The sequence below is a fragment of the Nodosilinea sp. LEGE 07088 genome (assembly GCF_015207395.1).
GTDB lineage: Bacteria > Cyanobacteriota > Cyanobacteriia > Phormidesmidales > Phormidesmidaceae > Nodosilinea.
This window is the reverse complement of the sequence record NZ_JADEWX010000152.1, coordinates 1-14875: the sequence shown is the minus strand read 5'-3', so window position 1 is coordinate 14875 and position 14875 is coordinate 1. Positions and strand designations below refer to the sequence as shown.

12 protein-coding genes are annotated in these 14875 nt (G+C 59.2%); 7 read left to right on the top strand and 5 right to left on the bottom strand.

Going from position 1 to position 14875, the window contains the following annotated elements; all coding sequences use genetic code 11:
- Positions 1 to 651 (bottom strand): tRNA (adenosine(37)-N6)-threonylcarbamoyltransferase complex dimerization subunit type 1 TsaB (gene tsaB / locus IQ254_RS24150; protein WP_228041043.1); only part of this gene is annotated, 651 nt, incomplete at its 3' end.
- A gap of 148 nt (positions 652 to 799) precedes the next feature.
- On the opposite strand from tsaB, the gene IQ254_RS24145 reads away from it, so the two are divergent.
- Entirely contained in the window at positions 800 to 967 is a 168-nt protein-coding gene (locus IQ254_RS24145; RefSeq protein ID WP_228041042.1) for a hypothetical protein, read from the top strand.
- Positions 968 to 1189: 222 nt separating this feature from the next.
- Here IQ254_RS24145 and IQ254_RS24140 read toward each other — a convergent pair whose 3' ends face one another.
- Complete coding sequence (locus IQ254_RS24140; RefSeq protein ID WP_193968711.1) at positions 1190 to 1816, bottom strand: hypothetical protein; 627 nt, start codon at positions 1814 to 1816, stop codon at positions 1190 to 1192.
- A gap of 460 nt (positions 1817 to 2276) precedes the next feature.
- On the opposite strand from IQ254_RS24140, the gene arsB reads away from it, so the two are divergent.
- From arsB to IQ254_RS24120, 4 genes are all read left to right on the top strand, one after another.
- Positions 2277 to 3458 (top strand): ACR3 family arsenite efflux transporter, encoded by a 1182-nt coding sequence (gene arsB / locus IQ254_RS24135; RefSeq protein WP_193968710.1) that lies wholly within the window; start codon positions 2277 to 2279, stop codon positions 3456 to 3458.
- A 222-nt stretch (positions 3459 to 3680) separates the two neighbouring features.
- Positions 3681 to 8567: a translocation/assembly module TamB domain-containing protein gene (locus IQ254_RS24130; protein WP_193968709.1), complete on the top strand. Its 4887-nt coding sequence runs from the start codon at positions 3681 to 3683 to the stop codon at positions 8565 to 8567.
- A 222-nt stretch (positions 8568 to 8789) separates the two neighbouring features.
- Positions 8790 to 8978: a hypothetical protein gene (locus IQ254_RS24125; RefSeq protein WP_193968708.1), complete on the top strand. Its 189-nt coding sequence runs from the start codon at positions 8790 to 8792 to the stop codon at positions 8976 to 8978.
- A gap of 20 nt (positions 8979 to 8998) precedes the next feature.
- On the top strand, positions 8999 to 9355 hold the full coding sequence (locus IQ254_RS24120) for a TfoX/Sxy family protein (protein WP_193968707.1): 357 nt from the start codon (positions 8999 to 9001) through the stop codon (positions 9353 to 9355).
- Positions 9356 to 9365: 10 nt separating this feature from the next.
- Here the strand turns inward: IQ254_RS24120 and IQ254_RS24115 are convergent, their stop codons facing one another.
- Together IQ254_RS24115 and IQ254_RS24110 are read right to left on the bottom strand one after the other, a co-directional pair.
- On the bottom strand, positions 9366 to 11240 hold the full coding sequence (locus tag IQ254_RS24115) for a serine/threonine-protein kinase (protein ID WP_228041041.1): 1875 nt from the start codon (positions 11238 to 11240) through the stop codon (positions 9366 to 9368).
- Positions 11241 to 11272: 32 nt separating this feature from the next.
- Positions 11273 to 11521, bottom strand: coding sequence for a Ycf34 family protein (locus IQ254_RS24110; protein WP_193968705.1), 249 nt, complete (start codon positions 11519 to 11521; stop codon positions 11273 to 11275).
- A gap of 281 nt (positions 11522 to 11802) precedes the next feature.
- Here IQ254_RS24110 and IQ254_RS24105 point away from each other — a divergent pair, with 281 nt between their 5' ends.
- Complete coding sequence (locus IQ254_RS24105) at positions 11803 to 13062, top strand: CCA tRNA nucleotidyltransferase (RefSeq protein WP_313887551.1); 1260 nt, start codon at positions 11803 to 11805, stop codon at positions 13060 to 13062.
- A gap of 16 nt (positions 13063 to 13078) precedes the next feature.
- Here the strand turns inward: IQ254_RS24105 and IQ254_RS24100 are convergent, their stop codons facing one another.
- A complete protein-coding gene (locus tag IQ254_RS24100) occupies positions 13079 to 13657 on the bottom strand; it encodes a hypothetical protein (RefSeq protein ID WP_193968703.1) in 579 nt (192 codons plus the stop codon).
- A gap of 379 nt (positions 13658 to 14036) precedes the next feature.
- Here IQ254_RS24100 and queF point away from each other — a divergent pair, with 379 nt between their 5' ends.
- Positions 14037 to 14456 carry a preQ(1) synthase gene (gene queF / locus IQ254_RS24095; protein ID WP_193968702.1) on the top strand — a complete coding sequence of 140 codons (420 nt, stop codon included), beginning with the start codon at positions 14037 to 14039 and terminating at the stop codon, positions 14454 to 14456.
- The last annotated feature ends 419 nt before the right edge of the window (positions 14457 to 14875 follow it).

The following is a 14875-nucleotide window of genomic DNA, read 5'->3' as shown; positions in this document are numbered from 1 at the left end:
GCGGTTGACGGGGTGTTGGCCGTAGTAGGGCAACACCGAGGACCAGTCGGGGCGATCGCCCGATTGCCAGCGCTGGTGGGCTATCCCTAGCACCTGTACCACTGTCTCCGCCAGATCATCTCCCACCGTCACTCGATGGGGGGGATCAGGGTAGTTGGCCAGCACCGCCTCCCAGTCCGCTGGCATCAGTACCTGATCGGGGTGGGAGGGCTCCAGGCCGCTGGGCGTTGCTTTGTAGATGGCGGTATAGAGCTGCGATCGCTGGGCCTGCATCTCCACGGCGATCGCGGCTCCAGCGCTCAGGTCAGGGCTGTGGGCGATCGCCCGCTGAGCCACCGCCGCCAGGCTCGACACTCCAAACAGCGGTATCTCAAGCTGCTGGGCCAGGGTGCGCGCCGTCACCACGCCAATGCGGGTACCCGTAAAGCCACCTGGCCCCTGGGCCACCGCTAAAAACGAGAAATCTTGCCAGCTGTGGGGTGCAATAAATTCGCTCAGCAGACTGTGCAGCTGAGTAGATAAGTCGCGCCCTAGCGCCCAGGTTTGGTGGCGGCTCTCGTCGTCAAAGTCGCTGAGGGCCAGCCCCAGGGCGGGGCCGCAGGTGTGAATCGCTAGGCCTAACATGTGCTCAGGTTGGATGTTTAGACTCATCCAGACTATAGGACAGCACAGACACAGACCAGCCTGGGTCTTCTTTATTCGTCAGTAATCTGGATGCCGTTTGTAGATTCTTGAGAACGCTGTCCTGAACGGTTCGTAGAAGCCTGAAGAAGTATTAGGCGCAAGTATGAGTAAGACAATGAAATACAAGCTGGTTTACTTTGGCCTACACGCCCTGTTAGTCGCCCTCTGCTTTGCCCTCGGTGACGTGCTGGGCTGGCCCTGGTGGCCCACTGCTACAGGCTGGTTGTTGCTAGCTTTGCTGGGCAATGGAGGGCTTTGGAATTTGGCCAGGAGCTTTAGGTAATCAGGCAATCAAAAGACAATATCTGCACCCATTGCCTACACGATCTACACCTCAGGGTCAGGTGGGGGAGAAAGGTGGTTCTGATGACCTGAGCCAAACAGAACCACATCGGTGCGTGAAGATGATTGATCACTCAGGAGCTGGACACGCACCAAGCTTGTATGGGCTCATGCCCCTCAGCCTTCTGTTTTGTGGCTGAGGGGCATAAGTGGGGGCAAAGACCTAAACCGTAACGTCGGTATCCAGGTTTTCCTGGCGCAGCTGGTCAAAATCAACGGCACCTTTCTCCAGGTTCTCTTCGCGGAGTTTGCCGAAGTCGACTTTGTCGAGGTTCTCTTCGCGGAGTTTGCCGAAGTCCACTTTGTCGAGGTTTTCCTGGCGGAGCTGGTCAAAATTGACGGCCCCTTTCTCCAGGTTCTCCCGGCGCAGCTTGCCGAAGTCGACTTTGTCGAGGTTCTCTTCGCGGAGTTTGCCGAAGTCGACTTTGTCGAGGTTTTCCTGGCGCAGCTGGTCAAAATCGACGGCACTTTTCTCCAGGTTTTCGCGACGCAGCTGGTTGAAGTCGACTTTGTCGAGGTTCTCTTCGCGGAGTTTGCCGAGGTCCCCTTTGTCGAGGTTCTCTTCGCGCAGCTGGTCAAAATCGACAGCACCTTTCTCCAGGTTCTCTTCGCGGAGTTTGCCGAAGTCGACTTTGTCGAGGTTTTCCTGGCGCAGCTGGTCAAAATCGACGGCACTTTTCTCCAGGTTTTCGCGACGCAGCTGGTTGAAGTCAGGGGCGGCAAAGGCAACGGGCGCGAAAGCGGTAGCGGAAACAGCGGCGGTCAGCAGGGAAAGGGCAATGCGTTTCATAGTGGGGCTCCTTTAGGAATCAAGTGTTTGTTTCGGTCATTCATCTTGAGTCCTATAGTGCGGGGGCCGACTGAGCCTCCCCTGACCGCCCTCTGAGGTGACCTTAAGGGCTACCTGAGAAACCTGAGGAGAGACCAGAGACTAACTGAGTCAGCAGTATTCTCTCTAGCGCCAGCTCTCGCCTAAAACAAAACCCCCAGGGCGCAGCGATCGCTCAGGGGGTTAGTCATCAGGCTCTGCATCTAAACGCGGGGGGAAGCAACTATGCGGATTTTGACCTTTTAATTCACCCGCAGTCGGTGGCCATCCCCTAGGGGTTTAAACTCTTCCTCTGAGGGGGAGAGATCAAGTCCAGCTCGCTCTATACTTGCTGCTACAAGACAGACAGCGCCTCACCCCTAGACTTGGCCCCGATTTAGCCATTCATTAGTCAAGCAATTGAATAACTCAGGAGCGATGCATGGGTGTCTCAGATTCCAATAGCCAGCAACCCATCAATAAACCCGCCGAAAAATTGCCCGCCGAAAAATTGCCCGCCGAAAAATTGAATGTGTTTCAGCGCTATCTCACCCTGTGGGTGTTGCTCTGCATTGTGGTGGGGATAGCGATCGGGCGATTGCTGCCTGGGGTGGCCGTAGCGATGGATGCGATGAGCATCTACCAGGTGTCGATCCCCATCGCCATCTGCCTGTTTTTTATGATGTACCCGATCATGGTGAAAATCGACTTCACCCAGATCGATCGGGCCTTTCGTTCCCCCCAACCTGTTGCTCTTACCCTGGTGGTCAACTGGTTGATCAAGCCTTTTACCATGCTGGCGTTTGCCCAATTTTTTCTGGGCCAGCTATTTCGCCCCTGGCTCACCGGCACCGAGCTGATTCGCGGGCAAGAGATTGCGATCGCAGATTCCTACATTGCGGGCACCATTTTGTTGGGGATTGCGCCCTGTACGGCGATGGTTCTGATGTGGGGCTACCTCTCCTTTGGCAACCAGGGATTGACGCTGGTGATGGTAGCGGTGAATTCGTTGATCATGTTGTTTATCTATGCGCCCCTGGGTCGCTGGCTGCTGTCAGCCAGCGATCTATCGGTACCCTGGGCCACGATTGTGTTATCGGTACTTATCTATGTGGGGCTGCCATTGTTGTGCGGGGTTTACAGCCGCCACTGGATTTTGAAACATAAAGGGCAGGAGTGGTTTGAAACCCAGTTTCTAAAATACCTTGACCCGGTGGCGATTACGGCCCTGCTAATTACCCTGGTGCTGCTGTTTGCCTTTAAGGGCGAGCTGATTATCAACAACCCGCTGCACATTGTGCTGATCGCGGTGCCGCTGTTTATTCAAACCAACTTTATTTTTTGGCTTGGCTATGTGGCTGCTCTGAAACTGAATCTGTCCTACGAAGATGCGGCTCCGGCGGCAATGATCGGGGCGAGCAATCATTTTGAGGTGGCGATCGCCACCGCCGTCACTCTGTTCGGCCTCAATTCTGGTGCGGCCCTAGCCACAGTAGTGGGGGTGTTGATCGAGGTGCCGGTGATGCTGATGCTGGTAGAAATCTGCAAACGCACTGCCTTCTGGTTTCCCCGAGAGCCCGAGAAAGCTAGCCTGCGCGACCCCCGTTGCCAAATTTTGGGCTAAGCACCCTCCCCACAAAACCCCCAGGCCGCAGCGGTGGCCCAGGGGTTAAATGTCAGACGAGTGAAGCAAATGCGTCGCTGCTGGGTCTATGGTGCCCGGGTCGATGGGGGCGATCGCAGGGTTGGCCAAACCAATTTCCAAACGTAGACCCTTGCGGTAGATTAATGAGGCCCATTTGGGCAGGGCTGCTCTGAGATAGTTAATGGACCAACCCAATCCACCATGGCTAATCGGCCTGAACCAGATTCAACCCCAAAGTCTTCGCCTCGGCCTCGGCGGCGGTGGCTGAGGGCGATCGCCATAGCTGGCGGGGGGCTGGCGGTAGCTGGGCTGGGGTTGAGCTGGTGGGGGTATAGCTTTGTCCGCCGCGAGCTGCCAGAGTTTTTGCAGCGCAACCTCAGCGACGCCTTCGGACGCCCGATTAAGGTAGGCGAATTTGAGCGGTTTAACCCCACTGGAGTGCGGCTGGGCCCTTCAATTGTGCCGCCCACCGAAGAAGATTTTTCCTGGTTGCGGGCCCAGGCCCTAGAGGTCAACTTTAACCCCATAGAGCTGCTGCTCACCCGCACCCTGCGCCCTAGCGTGGTGTTTGTCAAGCCTCAGGTTTCCCTTAAGCAGGGGTTTGACGGCGAGTGGCGCATTCAGCCATTGCAGTCGGTGGGCCGCGATGGCGTCTTTAAAACCGAGCTGCGCAGCGTGCAAATTCGCCATGCGGAGCTGGCCATTGGCCCGTTGTCGCGCACCTCGATTGTGGAGGTGCCGGAGGGGGTGTCGAGTGCCACGCTGGTGCTGGTCGAAAACGTCAACCTACGACTGCGCTTTAGTGGCCCCGACAATCAAACCGTTTCCACGGTTTTAGGCGGGCGGATCAACAACGGGTCGTTTCAAATTCGCGGTGAAGGCCAAATCGACACCCGTCAGGCCAATCTGGCCGTGCGGGCGCAGCAGATTCCGATCAACGCGGTGAACCCACTAGTGGGGGGCAACCTGTTTGTGCGCGACGGGCTGCTGTCGTCAAACCTGGAGCTCAAAATTCGCCCCCAAGCCCCTGACCCGGTGACGGTCAAAGGTATAGCCCGGCTCCGCAATGGCGATATTGTGCTGGGCAGATTGCCCTCACCAGTACAAGATATTAACGGAACGGCGGTGCTCAATGGCATGGGCGGCAGTCTAGAAAATAGCTCGCTCAAATTTGGCCCAATTTTGGTCAAGGCGGCGGGCGGTGTCGATCTCAAAACGGGCCACGACCTCGATATCACCATTCCCGATGTCACGATCGCCCAGGTTGCCGAGGCCCTGGCCCTGGCCCTGCCGGTGGAGGCGGCTGGACGGTTTCAGGTCAAGACTCGGGTCACGGGAGAACTGCTGGATCCGCAGGTGGCGGGCGATCTGACCAACCTGGGAACGGTGCAGGTCGATCGGCTGGGAATTAGTGCGATCGCCGCTCAGTTTGGTGCCAATCTCGATGGGGCGATCCTAACCCAGGCCAGGCTGCGACCGGTCACCGGGGGAACGGTGACGGCCCAAGGTCGGGCGACGCTGGGCGAGGATTTGCGCTCCTCCGACATGCTGTTGACCGCCCAGACCGACCTACCCATCGATGGCATTGCGGCGCTCTACGGCCTGCCTGTGCCCAAAACCTGGCGGTTGGGGCCACTGCGGGCCGACGCTCGCTGGCTGGGCACCCCAGCCAATCTCCAGGGTGAAGCCACCTGGCAGTTGCCCCAGTCCACCTTTCCGGGCCGGGGCCGGGTCAGCTACGCCGATCGCCTGCTCCGGGCCGAGGATACGGTATTTCGGGTCGGGGAGGGCACGTTGCAGGCCCAGGCAACCGCCGACTTGAACCGTCGCGACTGGCAGGCTGAAGTCGTTGGTAACACCCTGGGCCTCAGCCTGGTCTCTCCTTTGCTGCGCGGCACCCTCGATACCGCCCTCCAAGCTTCTGGGTCGCTGACTGCCCTCAATCCGGCGGCAATCAAGATCCAGGGCCAGGCGCAATTTTCCCAGGCCTTCCCGCTGGCCGGGCCATTGCCAGGGGCCAGCCAGGTCAGCCTCAACCTGGCGGCTATAGACGAGGTGCTGCCCGGTGCCCTCAGCACCCGCTTTGCCTGGACGGGCCAGCGGCTAGAGATTCTGGAGGCGACCTCCCCTAACCTCTTTGCCCAGGGTGGGGTTGACGTGCAGTTTGAGCCAGGGCAGTTCCCTCAAATTAGCCTGGTTGACCTGACCGCGCGGCTGTCAGCAATTGATTTAGCCGCCGCCTACGGCGTGGTGAATGGCCCGATCTGGCTACAACCCCGAGGCCGCTTCGACTTTGCTGGCACCCTGCGCGGCCCCCTGGGCGATCCGCGCCTGGCGGGCACCGTCGGGCTGCAACAGGTGGGGCTCAACGATTTCACCCTGTTGGAATCAGTCGCGGGGCCGGTGCAGGCATCCCTCGCCACCGGCGCTAGGCTCAACCTGCGAGGCCACAATGAAGAACTCTCCGCCAGTCTGGCCCCTGACCTGCGTCCGAATGCTTTTCGCTGGGCCAGCGGTGAGTTTGTGGCCCAGGGCCAGCGGCGCGGCAACAGCCTGGATGCTGAGATTCGTAATTTTGACCTGGCGGCTTTGGGCTTGCACCCGGTGCCGCGTCCCGACCTGGGGATCCTGGCAGGGCTAATCAATGCTACCGCTACGCTCGATCTGACCGACTTGACCAATCCGGCGGCGATCGCTCAGTTTGTCCTCGATCGCCCCGCTTTGGGGACAATTGGGGGCGATCGCCTCACCGGTAATTTGCTCTATCGTGACGGTCTGGCCCGGCTCACCGACGGATCGCTTCAGCTCAGCCCAAACAGTGAGTTTCAGATTGTCGGCAGCGGGCGGCTGTTTCCCGAGTGGCAGGGGCAGGCCCAGATCACCACTGCCGGGGCCGATTTCCAAGACCTGTTAGCAGCGCTGAGCCTCTATAGCTACGCTGATTTTGGTCGCCTGCTCAATCCCCTGGGGTTGGGCACCGCCATCGACTTGGCCGTGACCCCGGTGGGCGACCCCACCGCCCCGCTGGCAGACCAGGCCGAGCAGGCCCAGCTGTTACAGGAAGCTTTGGCAAATCGCGATCGCGATCGCGCCACCGCCCTGCTGCCCGCCCTCGACCAGCTAGAGGGCGGCGTCGCTGGTCACCTGGAGGTCAGCGCATCCCAGGCGGCGGGGCTGATGGCCGACTTTGAGTTTGCGGGCCAAGACTGGGCCTGGGGCCGCTACGACTTTGGCAATCGGTTTGTGGCCCGAGGGCAGCTGCGCGATCGGGTGCTCTCCCTCGACCCGGTAGCGTTTGAGGCCGGAGCAACCCGCCTCAGCCTGCTGGGTTCTCTGTCACCCCAAGACTCCGACCTGGTGGTGCGGGCCGAAAAGCTGCCCCTGACCGCCGCCGCTACGCTGCTCGAAAGCCCGCTTGCAGTCGCCGGGCTGCTCACCCTCGATGCCCGACTGACCGGGCCTTACACCAACCCAAATTTGGTCGGCAACCTGGCGGTGGCCGAGGCCAGGGTTAACCGTCAGCCCCTGACCGAAATCAGCAGCAGGTTTCAGTACCAAGACGCCATTTTTAATGTCAATGGTCGAGTGGTTGGCGCTGACCCCGAGCCCCTGATCTTTGCGGGTACGGTTCCCTATGCCCTGCCCTTTGCGACGGTGCAGCCCGCGACCGATCAAATGGCGCTGCGGGCCACCCTGCAAGACGATGCCCTCTCGTTAGTCAATCTGTTGACGCCAGTGCTGGCCTGGGGGGGAGGGCAGGCGAAGGTTGACCTACAACTGTCGGGGACACCGCGCCGCCCGCTGCTGTCGGGCCTGGTGGCCTTTGACGATGCCTCCTTTGTCAGCCCCTGGCTGGGCACTTCGCTCGATCGGCTCACCGGGGCGATTCAGCTCCAGGGCACCCAGATTTACGTCAATTCGCTGACGGGTAACCTGTTTGGCGGCAGCTTTGCCCTGACCGGTCAGGTGCCCCTGCTGCTGGCCGATGCGGCCCCTAGCGATGCGGGGCTGAACCTGGCGCTGAGAGAGATTGATTTCAACTATGCCAACAACGAGGTACGCAGCCGAGTCAATGGCGATCTGGCCCTGACCCAGGCGCTGCTGGCTCCCGCGATCGGTGGCCAGGTGCGGCTCCAGGATACGCAGGTGGTGGTGGGCCGTGAGCTGATTTCCCAGGCTCAGTTGGTTGTCAGCGACCGGGCTCGCCTAGAGCGATTGAGAGCAGCCTTGGCCCAAGGAACCCATGTCTTGCCAGTACAGCTAGACAATCTGCAAATTGCCCTCGACCAGACTCAGATTCGCGCTGTGCCGGTGATGTCGATGGGGTTGGCCGGAGGGTTAACCCTTAACGGCTCGCTCTCAGCCCTCTCTGCCGATGGCGCGATCGCCCTCACCAACGGCTGGATCAATACCATCACCGCCGAATTCTTTCTCGAGCCAGGCCGCGACAATAGAGTGTTGTTTAGGCCAGAAAACGGCCTCGACCCCGATCTCGATGTGGTGCTAGCGGCCAGGGTACCCCTGCAGCGGCAGTACAATATCAATCGCCTCAACAGCACGACAGGAGCGGCAGAGGAGCCGACCTATAATCAGCTGGCCAGTGCTACGGTACTCGATGAGCTGCAAATCGAGGCGCGGCTCCAGGGGCAGGTCAGCGATCTGGTGAATAATTTCACGCTGGTGAGTTCGCCGCCTTACGTTCAAGATCAGCTGTTGAGCATGGTCACTGGCGGCTATCTGGCCGGGCTAGGGGGCACAGAACCGGGTTTAGCCCTGGGGTCTAACCTGCTAGCGGCCTTTACAGCCGACAGTCAAGATGCGATCGCCCGGGCGTTTGGACTCCAGCGACTACGATTGGGAGGTGCTACAGTACTACCCACCGACAACAAAGACACCCTAGGCTTGGGACTAGGGGTCACCGCTGGTATTACCCCCAATCTCTCGGCCAGTCTGGTGCAGGTGCTCAACCAGAACCAGCCGCTGGTACTCAACGCCCGCTACCGCATTAACGACAATTGGGGAATTGGCGGGTCGATTAATACCGACAACGCAGGTCGAGCCTATGGGGAATATCGCATCAATTTTTGAGCATCCCTAGCCGGTAACTTTTGTAAAAAAATCTTGTGACTAAAAATTTTAGAGAACAATTCCTAAATAATATAAAGGCTCCGGTTTAGGGGCTAGGCTCCAAGCTGGAAATAACTCACCTATTGACTAACGCGGAGATTCTTGTGAAATCTAGAATTCCCGTTCTGCCTGCTTACGTCCGCCTTTCAGTACTAGCCCCTCAAACCGCCAACGAGACTGTCTATGCGAAATCGCTGCCTGCCCGCCCGCCTAGTCGTGCGAAATATATGCCTGGTTCTGGCTCTGGTAGCCAGTAGTGTTGTGCTGTCAGCCGAAATTCATGCCTCTGCCAACGAGCAGCAGCAGCAAACCGCCGAACTACGCCGACTGTTTGTCTACCAAATTTTGCTGGGTGTTGAGCAGCAGCCCTAGAGGTTCACGGGAGACGCACCATGGCCGATGTCGAGGCTAAAGCTCAGGCCAAAGCGTTTACACAGGCTGTGGTCAACCACTTAAACCAGGTTGCCCCCGTTACGGCTAGAGGAATGTTTGGCGGTTATGGCCTCTACTGTGAGGGGCTGATGTTTGCCCTGATTGCCTACGAGACGCTGTACTTTAAAGTCGATGCCGTCAATCAAGACCGCTTTGACACAGCGGGTATGGCTCCATTTACCTACAATCGCAACGGCAAGGCCATGACCATGTCGTACTATCAGCTGCCGGTAGCGGTCTACGACGATCTCGGAGAACTGCACGACTGGGTGGAGGCCTCGGTTGCCGCTGCCCGCCGAGCCAAACGCAAGACCTAGGGGGCAGGCTTCAACGGATAGTAGATGCCTCTAGACACCAAAAGCGAATGGTTTCGTCAGCAGCGGTGCTAATCAGCAGGCGGCTGTCGGGGGTGAAGACCGTAGCGCGGACAGCCCAGGCATGGCGGAGCCGATTGGGCGGGCTGGGCTGCTGCAAATTCATCAGGGTGAGCTGGCCGTCGTCGGCCCCGATGGCCAGCCAGTGACCGTTGGGGCTAATCGCCAGGGAGGTCACTGAGCCCGCCGCTTGGTGAATGCTTAAACCCGCCTCAGGATTATCGGCACCCCACACCTGCACCCGGCCAGTCTGATCGCCGCTGACGATGCGACCATCCTGGGGATGGTAGGCCAGGGCGGTAATCGGGGCTTTAGGCGTTGTCAGGGTGCGCATCAGCCGACCCGAGGGCAACGACCACAGGCGAATGGTGCGATCGCGCCCCCCGCTTACCAGTAACGTTCCGGGCTGATCTATCGCCAGAGCCGTCACCTGGTCTTGATGGTGCACCAAAAGTTTACCCCCATCGCCTGAGACCAGAGGCCACAGGTAAATGCGCCCGTCACCGCTGCCGACCACCAGGGTGTCGTTGGCGGGCGTAATCAGCAGCGCCGATACCTGCCACCCCGGTGCTGGCAAGGGTTGGCCGCTGTAGGTTGCCAGATTCCATTTAATCAGTTGGCTATCACTGCCGCCGCTGATTAACCATTGCCCATCCCCAGTAAACGCCACGGCATTGACTGGGCCGCGGTGGCCTGGCCCCAGTAGACCCATCGATTTGCGAAACCTGTGGATAGCAGCGCCGTTAGTACAACTCCACAGGCGCACTGAGCCATCGGAGCAGGCGGTGGCGATCGCCCGCCCGCTCGGGCTCACCGCCAGCCCGTTGGCCACCAGCCCCGGCAGGCTGAGGGCAAACCGCTGCTGCCAGGTCGATGGCACCTCTACGGGTAGGGTTGCTTTGGGTATTGCAGGCGTAGCGCTGGTATGCTCCAGGGCCAGACCGCTCCAGCGCAGGTCAGCCAGCACCTCCCCTGCGGTGCTGTAGCGCTCGGGCAAGCGGCGGTTAACCATGCGATCGAGCACTCGACCCAAGGCCGGGCTGACTGGGGCCGTCGCATAGGGTCGCCACACCCAGGCATCGTCGGTGACGGCGTAGAGGTCAAAGGGGTGCAGCCCGGTGAGCAGGTGCAGGCAGGTTACCCCCAGACCAAAAATATCGCTGGCGTAGACCGCCTTACCCAGGGCCTGTTCTGGGGCGGCGTACCCGGCACTGCCGATCACCGTGGCCGTTTGCCCGAGTTGATCAGGGTTAGCAATGGCCTTGGCGGCCCCAAAGTCGACCAGGGTCAACGGCTGGGGATCGGGCGGCGCAATGATGTTGGCGGGTTTAATATCGCGGTGAATAACGCCGTGGTCGTGGATGTAGGCCAGCACCGGCAACAATTCGTAGAGCACCCGCCGCACCAGCGCCTCGCCGCCGCCCGCCGCAGTTGGCTGCAGCTGGTCGAGGTTGGGGCCAGGAATATACTCCTGCACCAAAAACTGCCCTTGGGCGTTGTCCACCACAGCCAGCAGCGCTGGAATTTGGGGATGCTGGCCCAGGGTCGCTAAGCGATCGGCCTCGTGGTGAAAGCGATCGCGAGTCTGGGCACCGGGGGATAGGGTCATCTGTTTGACGACGCAAAGCAGCGGTGGATTGCGCTGGTCATCCACCGCCAGGTAGGTGCGGCCAAAGCCCCCCTGCCCCAAGATCTTCTGGCACCGATAGCGATCGCCCACCCGCAATAGCTGCCCACAGGCGACGCAAACGGTCGCCCCCTCTAAATTCTCAGGCTGCGAGCAAGCCGGGTTGACACAAAAAACCGTAGCTGGGGTCACAGCACCCATCCACTCGCCCACTCATCTACCCTGTCAGCCGCTCAAGTTGGCACCAGCTCACCGGGGCGCAGCTTAGCCCATTTACCGACCTCTTCAGCAAAGCTATCGCAGCCCACCACGTCAAATTCCTTTTCAACCACGTCACCGAGTACCCGGAGGTTGGCATTGATGGTTGGATTCACCGCCTCAAAGCTAGGGGAATCCGTCAAATGGAGTTGTCCATGCAGCTCTTCTACGGCATGGTAAGTGGTGCAGCGATCGACGTAGTAGCAGTTCACACAAATGCACATAGTTACGCTCCCGGCATGAGCAGGCGAGGATTCAAGCGCGACGCCACCCCTAGGCTGGCTTGAATGCCATAATTTTGGGCAGTACAGGGGATACGTTTTCTGGTAGTCTAGCTCAAGTTTTTTGAATGTTTTGGGTAGCTCAGCCCAGATGTTGCAAAATGAAAACCTCACGGGGTTTTCAGCGCGGCTCTAGGGGCCAGGATGTCAAGACCCAAAAACCCTGTTGTAATAAAAGAGATGAGGGTTCATTGAATCCAACGCTATCACCATTCTCCCTTGCAGTGGCTACCCAAAAATCGGCGCTTTCGCCAAAAACCTGGCCCTTCAGCGTGTCGCTACTGCCACAGCAAGCCTACCTGGTAGGGGGAAGCGTCAGGGACGCGCTATTGCATCGCCAGGCCGACTATCTCGATCTAGATTTTGTGTTGCCCGATCGCGCGATCGCCACCGCCAAGGGCATTGCGCAACGCTACGGGGCAGGATTTGTGGTGCTCGACGCCGAGCATCAGATCGCCCGAGTGGTTTTTCCCAACGCCACCGTAGACTTTGCCCAGCAGGTAGGGCCTACCATCCACGCCGACCTGCATCGGCGCGACTTCACTATCAATGCGATCGCCTACAGCCCCCACAGCGAAACCCTGCTCGACCCCCTGGATGGCTGCGCCGACCTAGCCCGCAAAACCCTCTGCATGGTGGCTCCTGCCAACCTCGCAGACGACCCCCTGCGGCTGCTGCGGGCCTACCGCCAGGCTGCCCAGCTAGGCTTTAGCCTCGATCCCGATACTCAGCGCACGATTCGCACCCTGGCACCGGCATTGGGGCACATGGCGGCCGAGCGGGTGCGCGGTGAGATCGACTGTCTGCTGAGTCTGCCCGAGGGGTCGATCCTGCTCAAGCTGGCCTGGCAAGACGGTCTTCTACAAACCTGGCTTCCTGAGGTCGGTGGCCCTGAACTGGAGCGGCTGGCCACCCTCGACCAGCTGGCGGCTCAGTACCACGAGCGCTGGCCCGCCTACTCGCAACTGCTGCACAGCTGGGTCAAAGAACAAACGACGCCTGGGTTGCACCGTAGCTGGCTCAAGGCCACCAAACTGAGTCAGCTTTTGCCTCCCGACCTGGCTACCGCCGAAGTCACTCTAGCGAAGCTCAAGTACAGCCGAGCAGAGCAGCAGGCCGTGCTGAGTATTCTCAAGGGCTGGCAATATCTGCGTCGGCACCAGGGCTCGACGCAGCTCGCCCCTGGGATCCAGTACCAGCTCTTTAAGGTGGCCGGGGCAGGCTTTGGCGGCGTTGCTCTTCTGGCCTTAGCCCAAGGCATACCTGAGACCTTAATTTTGCCGCTAGTCGAACGGCACCTGACCCTCGACGACCCCATTGCTCACCCCCAACCCCTAATTACCGGCAAAGACCTGGTTCAGGGGCTTGCCCTTAAACCAGGTCCTCAGATTGGGGAATTGTTAGAAGCGCTGGCCCAAGCCCAGGCCGAGGGGCTGGTGAGCAGCCGTGCCCAGGCGCTGGCCTGGGTCACGCGGCAGCTCTAGCCCCTTAGCGTTGAGTCTAGCTACCGGGGATAACCTCCGTGGAGGAGTCAATCAGCGCCTCCTCGAGCTTGGCGTCAACGTCAGGAGTGGCGTCGGCTTCAGCGTCAACCTCGACCTCAGGCATGGTTTCTTCAGCAGTGGCGTCAGGGGCCATTTCCTCCACGCCAGCTTCGATGTCAGCGGGAGCTTCCATCTCAGCTTCAACGGTGTCGGGAGCGGTTTCAACCGCAGCTTCAGGGGCCGTGTCTTCAACTGTGGCGTCGATTTCGGTTTCGACGGGCATATCGTCGCTCACCACCCCAGGGGTAGCCTCTTCAACGGCGGCTTCAGCCTCTTCAACTGTGACGTTGGTTTCGGCGGGCATATCGTCGCTGACTACGTCGGGGGTAGCCTCTTCAACAGCAGCTTCGGCTTCAGCTTCTAGTTCAGCCTCAATGGCGTCTAGGTCAACGGCGTCTAGGTCAACCTCGGTAGCTTCGGCTTCGGTTGCAGCTGCTCCCAGCGGATTTTTTTCGGCGCGAACGGGCAGACCCATCACCATGCTGGCCAGGGTGAGGCTACCGGCAGCGAGGACAAGCTTACGGTAAATCGTCATAGTAGTTGTCTCCTTAAAAAAGCGTCTTCACTGATGGGGTTGGGGCAATGGTTCAAGTGAACTAAAACCTTGCCGTCAACGTTTGGTGAGACTATCACGGGGTATGGGGTAAAGCCACCGCTGTTAAGGAAGAAGTATGAAGTTTTGATTAAGCAATAGGAATAACTTTGGTTAAAGCGTGAAGTGGGAACTTTACCCCAATCCAAGTCATCTATAGGCGATCTGCCTTCAATCTCTGGGTTAAGAAATCTTGAAAAACGCTACATTACCCAAGGGGGGTGTCGCCTCGATGCCATAGAGTCGGTTCAACGCATTAGCGTTAGCCTTGGGTTCATCGTTCTAATCCCGTTGTCATTCTCTCGCTGCTGTTTCTATGACTATGGCCTCGACTTCTCAATACGGCGATCGCGCCATTCTTGAGTCTGCTACAGAACCGCTGGAGAAGTGGCCTAACCCGTCGGACAATATCTACACTATTCATCTAGAGCATCCGGAGTTTACGGCGCTGTGCCCGCGATCGGGCTATCCCGACTTTGGCACCATGGTGGTGGACTATTGTCCGGGCCCGTGGGTGGTGGAGCTGAAGGCGTTTAAGCTCTATATCAATAGCTTTCGTGACCAGCGGATCAGCCACGAGACCGTGGCCAACCAAATTGCCGATCGCCTGTGGGAAGAATTGCAGCCGCGAGGGTTGCGGGTGATTGGCGACTACACCCGGCGCGGCGGGGTGAAGACGGTGATCACGGTGAAGAAGGGCGATTGTTTAGCGTTTGAGCCCTACACCGCGAATCTTCTGTAGGGGCAAACGCCGTTTGCCCAAAGCAGCATTCCCCGCCCTTACCGATCTGCCGTAGGGTGGATTAGCGCAGCAATGCACCACTAGAGAACCTTCTTCACTTTGAGGGCACCGCCCACCACCCTTTACGGCATGGAATAGGTAACTTCTGACGATGCTAACCTCCTGGGAGCGGCGCACAATGGGGGACAACAGCCAGATCTGCTGCTGGGGCCATTGCGCAGGCCCCAGACCCCCGTCGAGAAGGACGTCGCTCCCACTGGGGCGCAGCATGACATTGGTCGTCCTGGACCTCACGGAAAGGACTGACCGATCATCGGTTTAAACCCCTGTCTTGCCAACCGCCCTGTAGGCAACACTCAACCCTGAGGTTCCCAACCCTTATCTCTATCTCCTCCATCTCCCCTACCTCCCCCATCTCC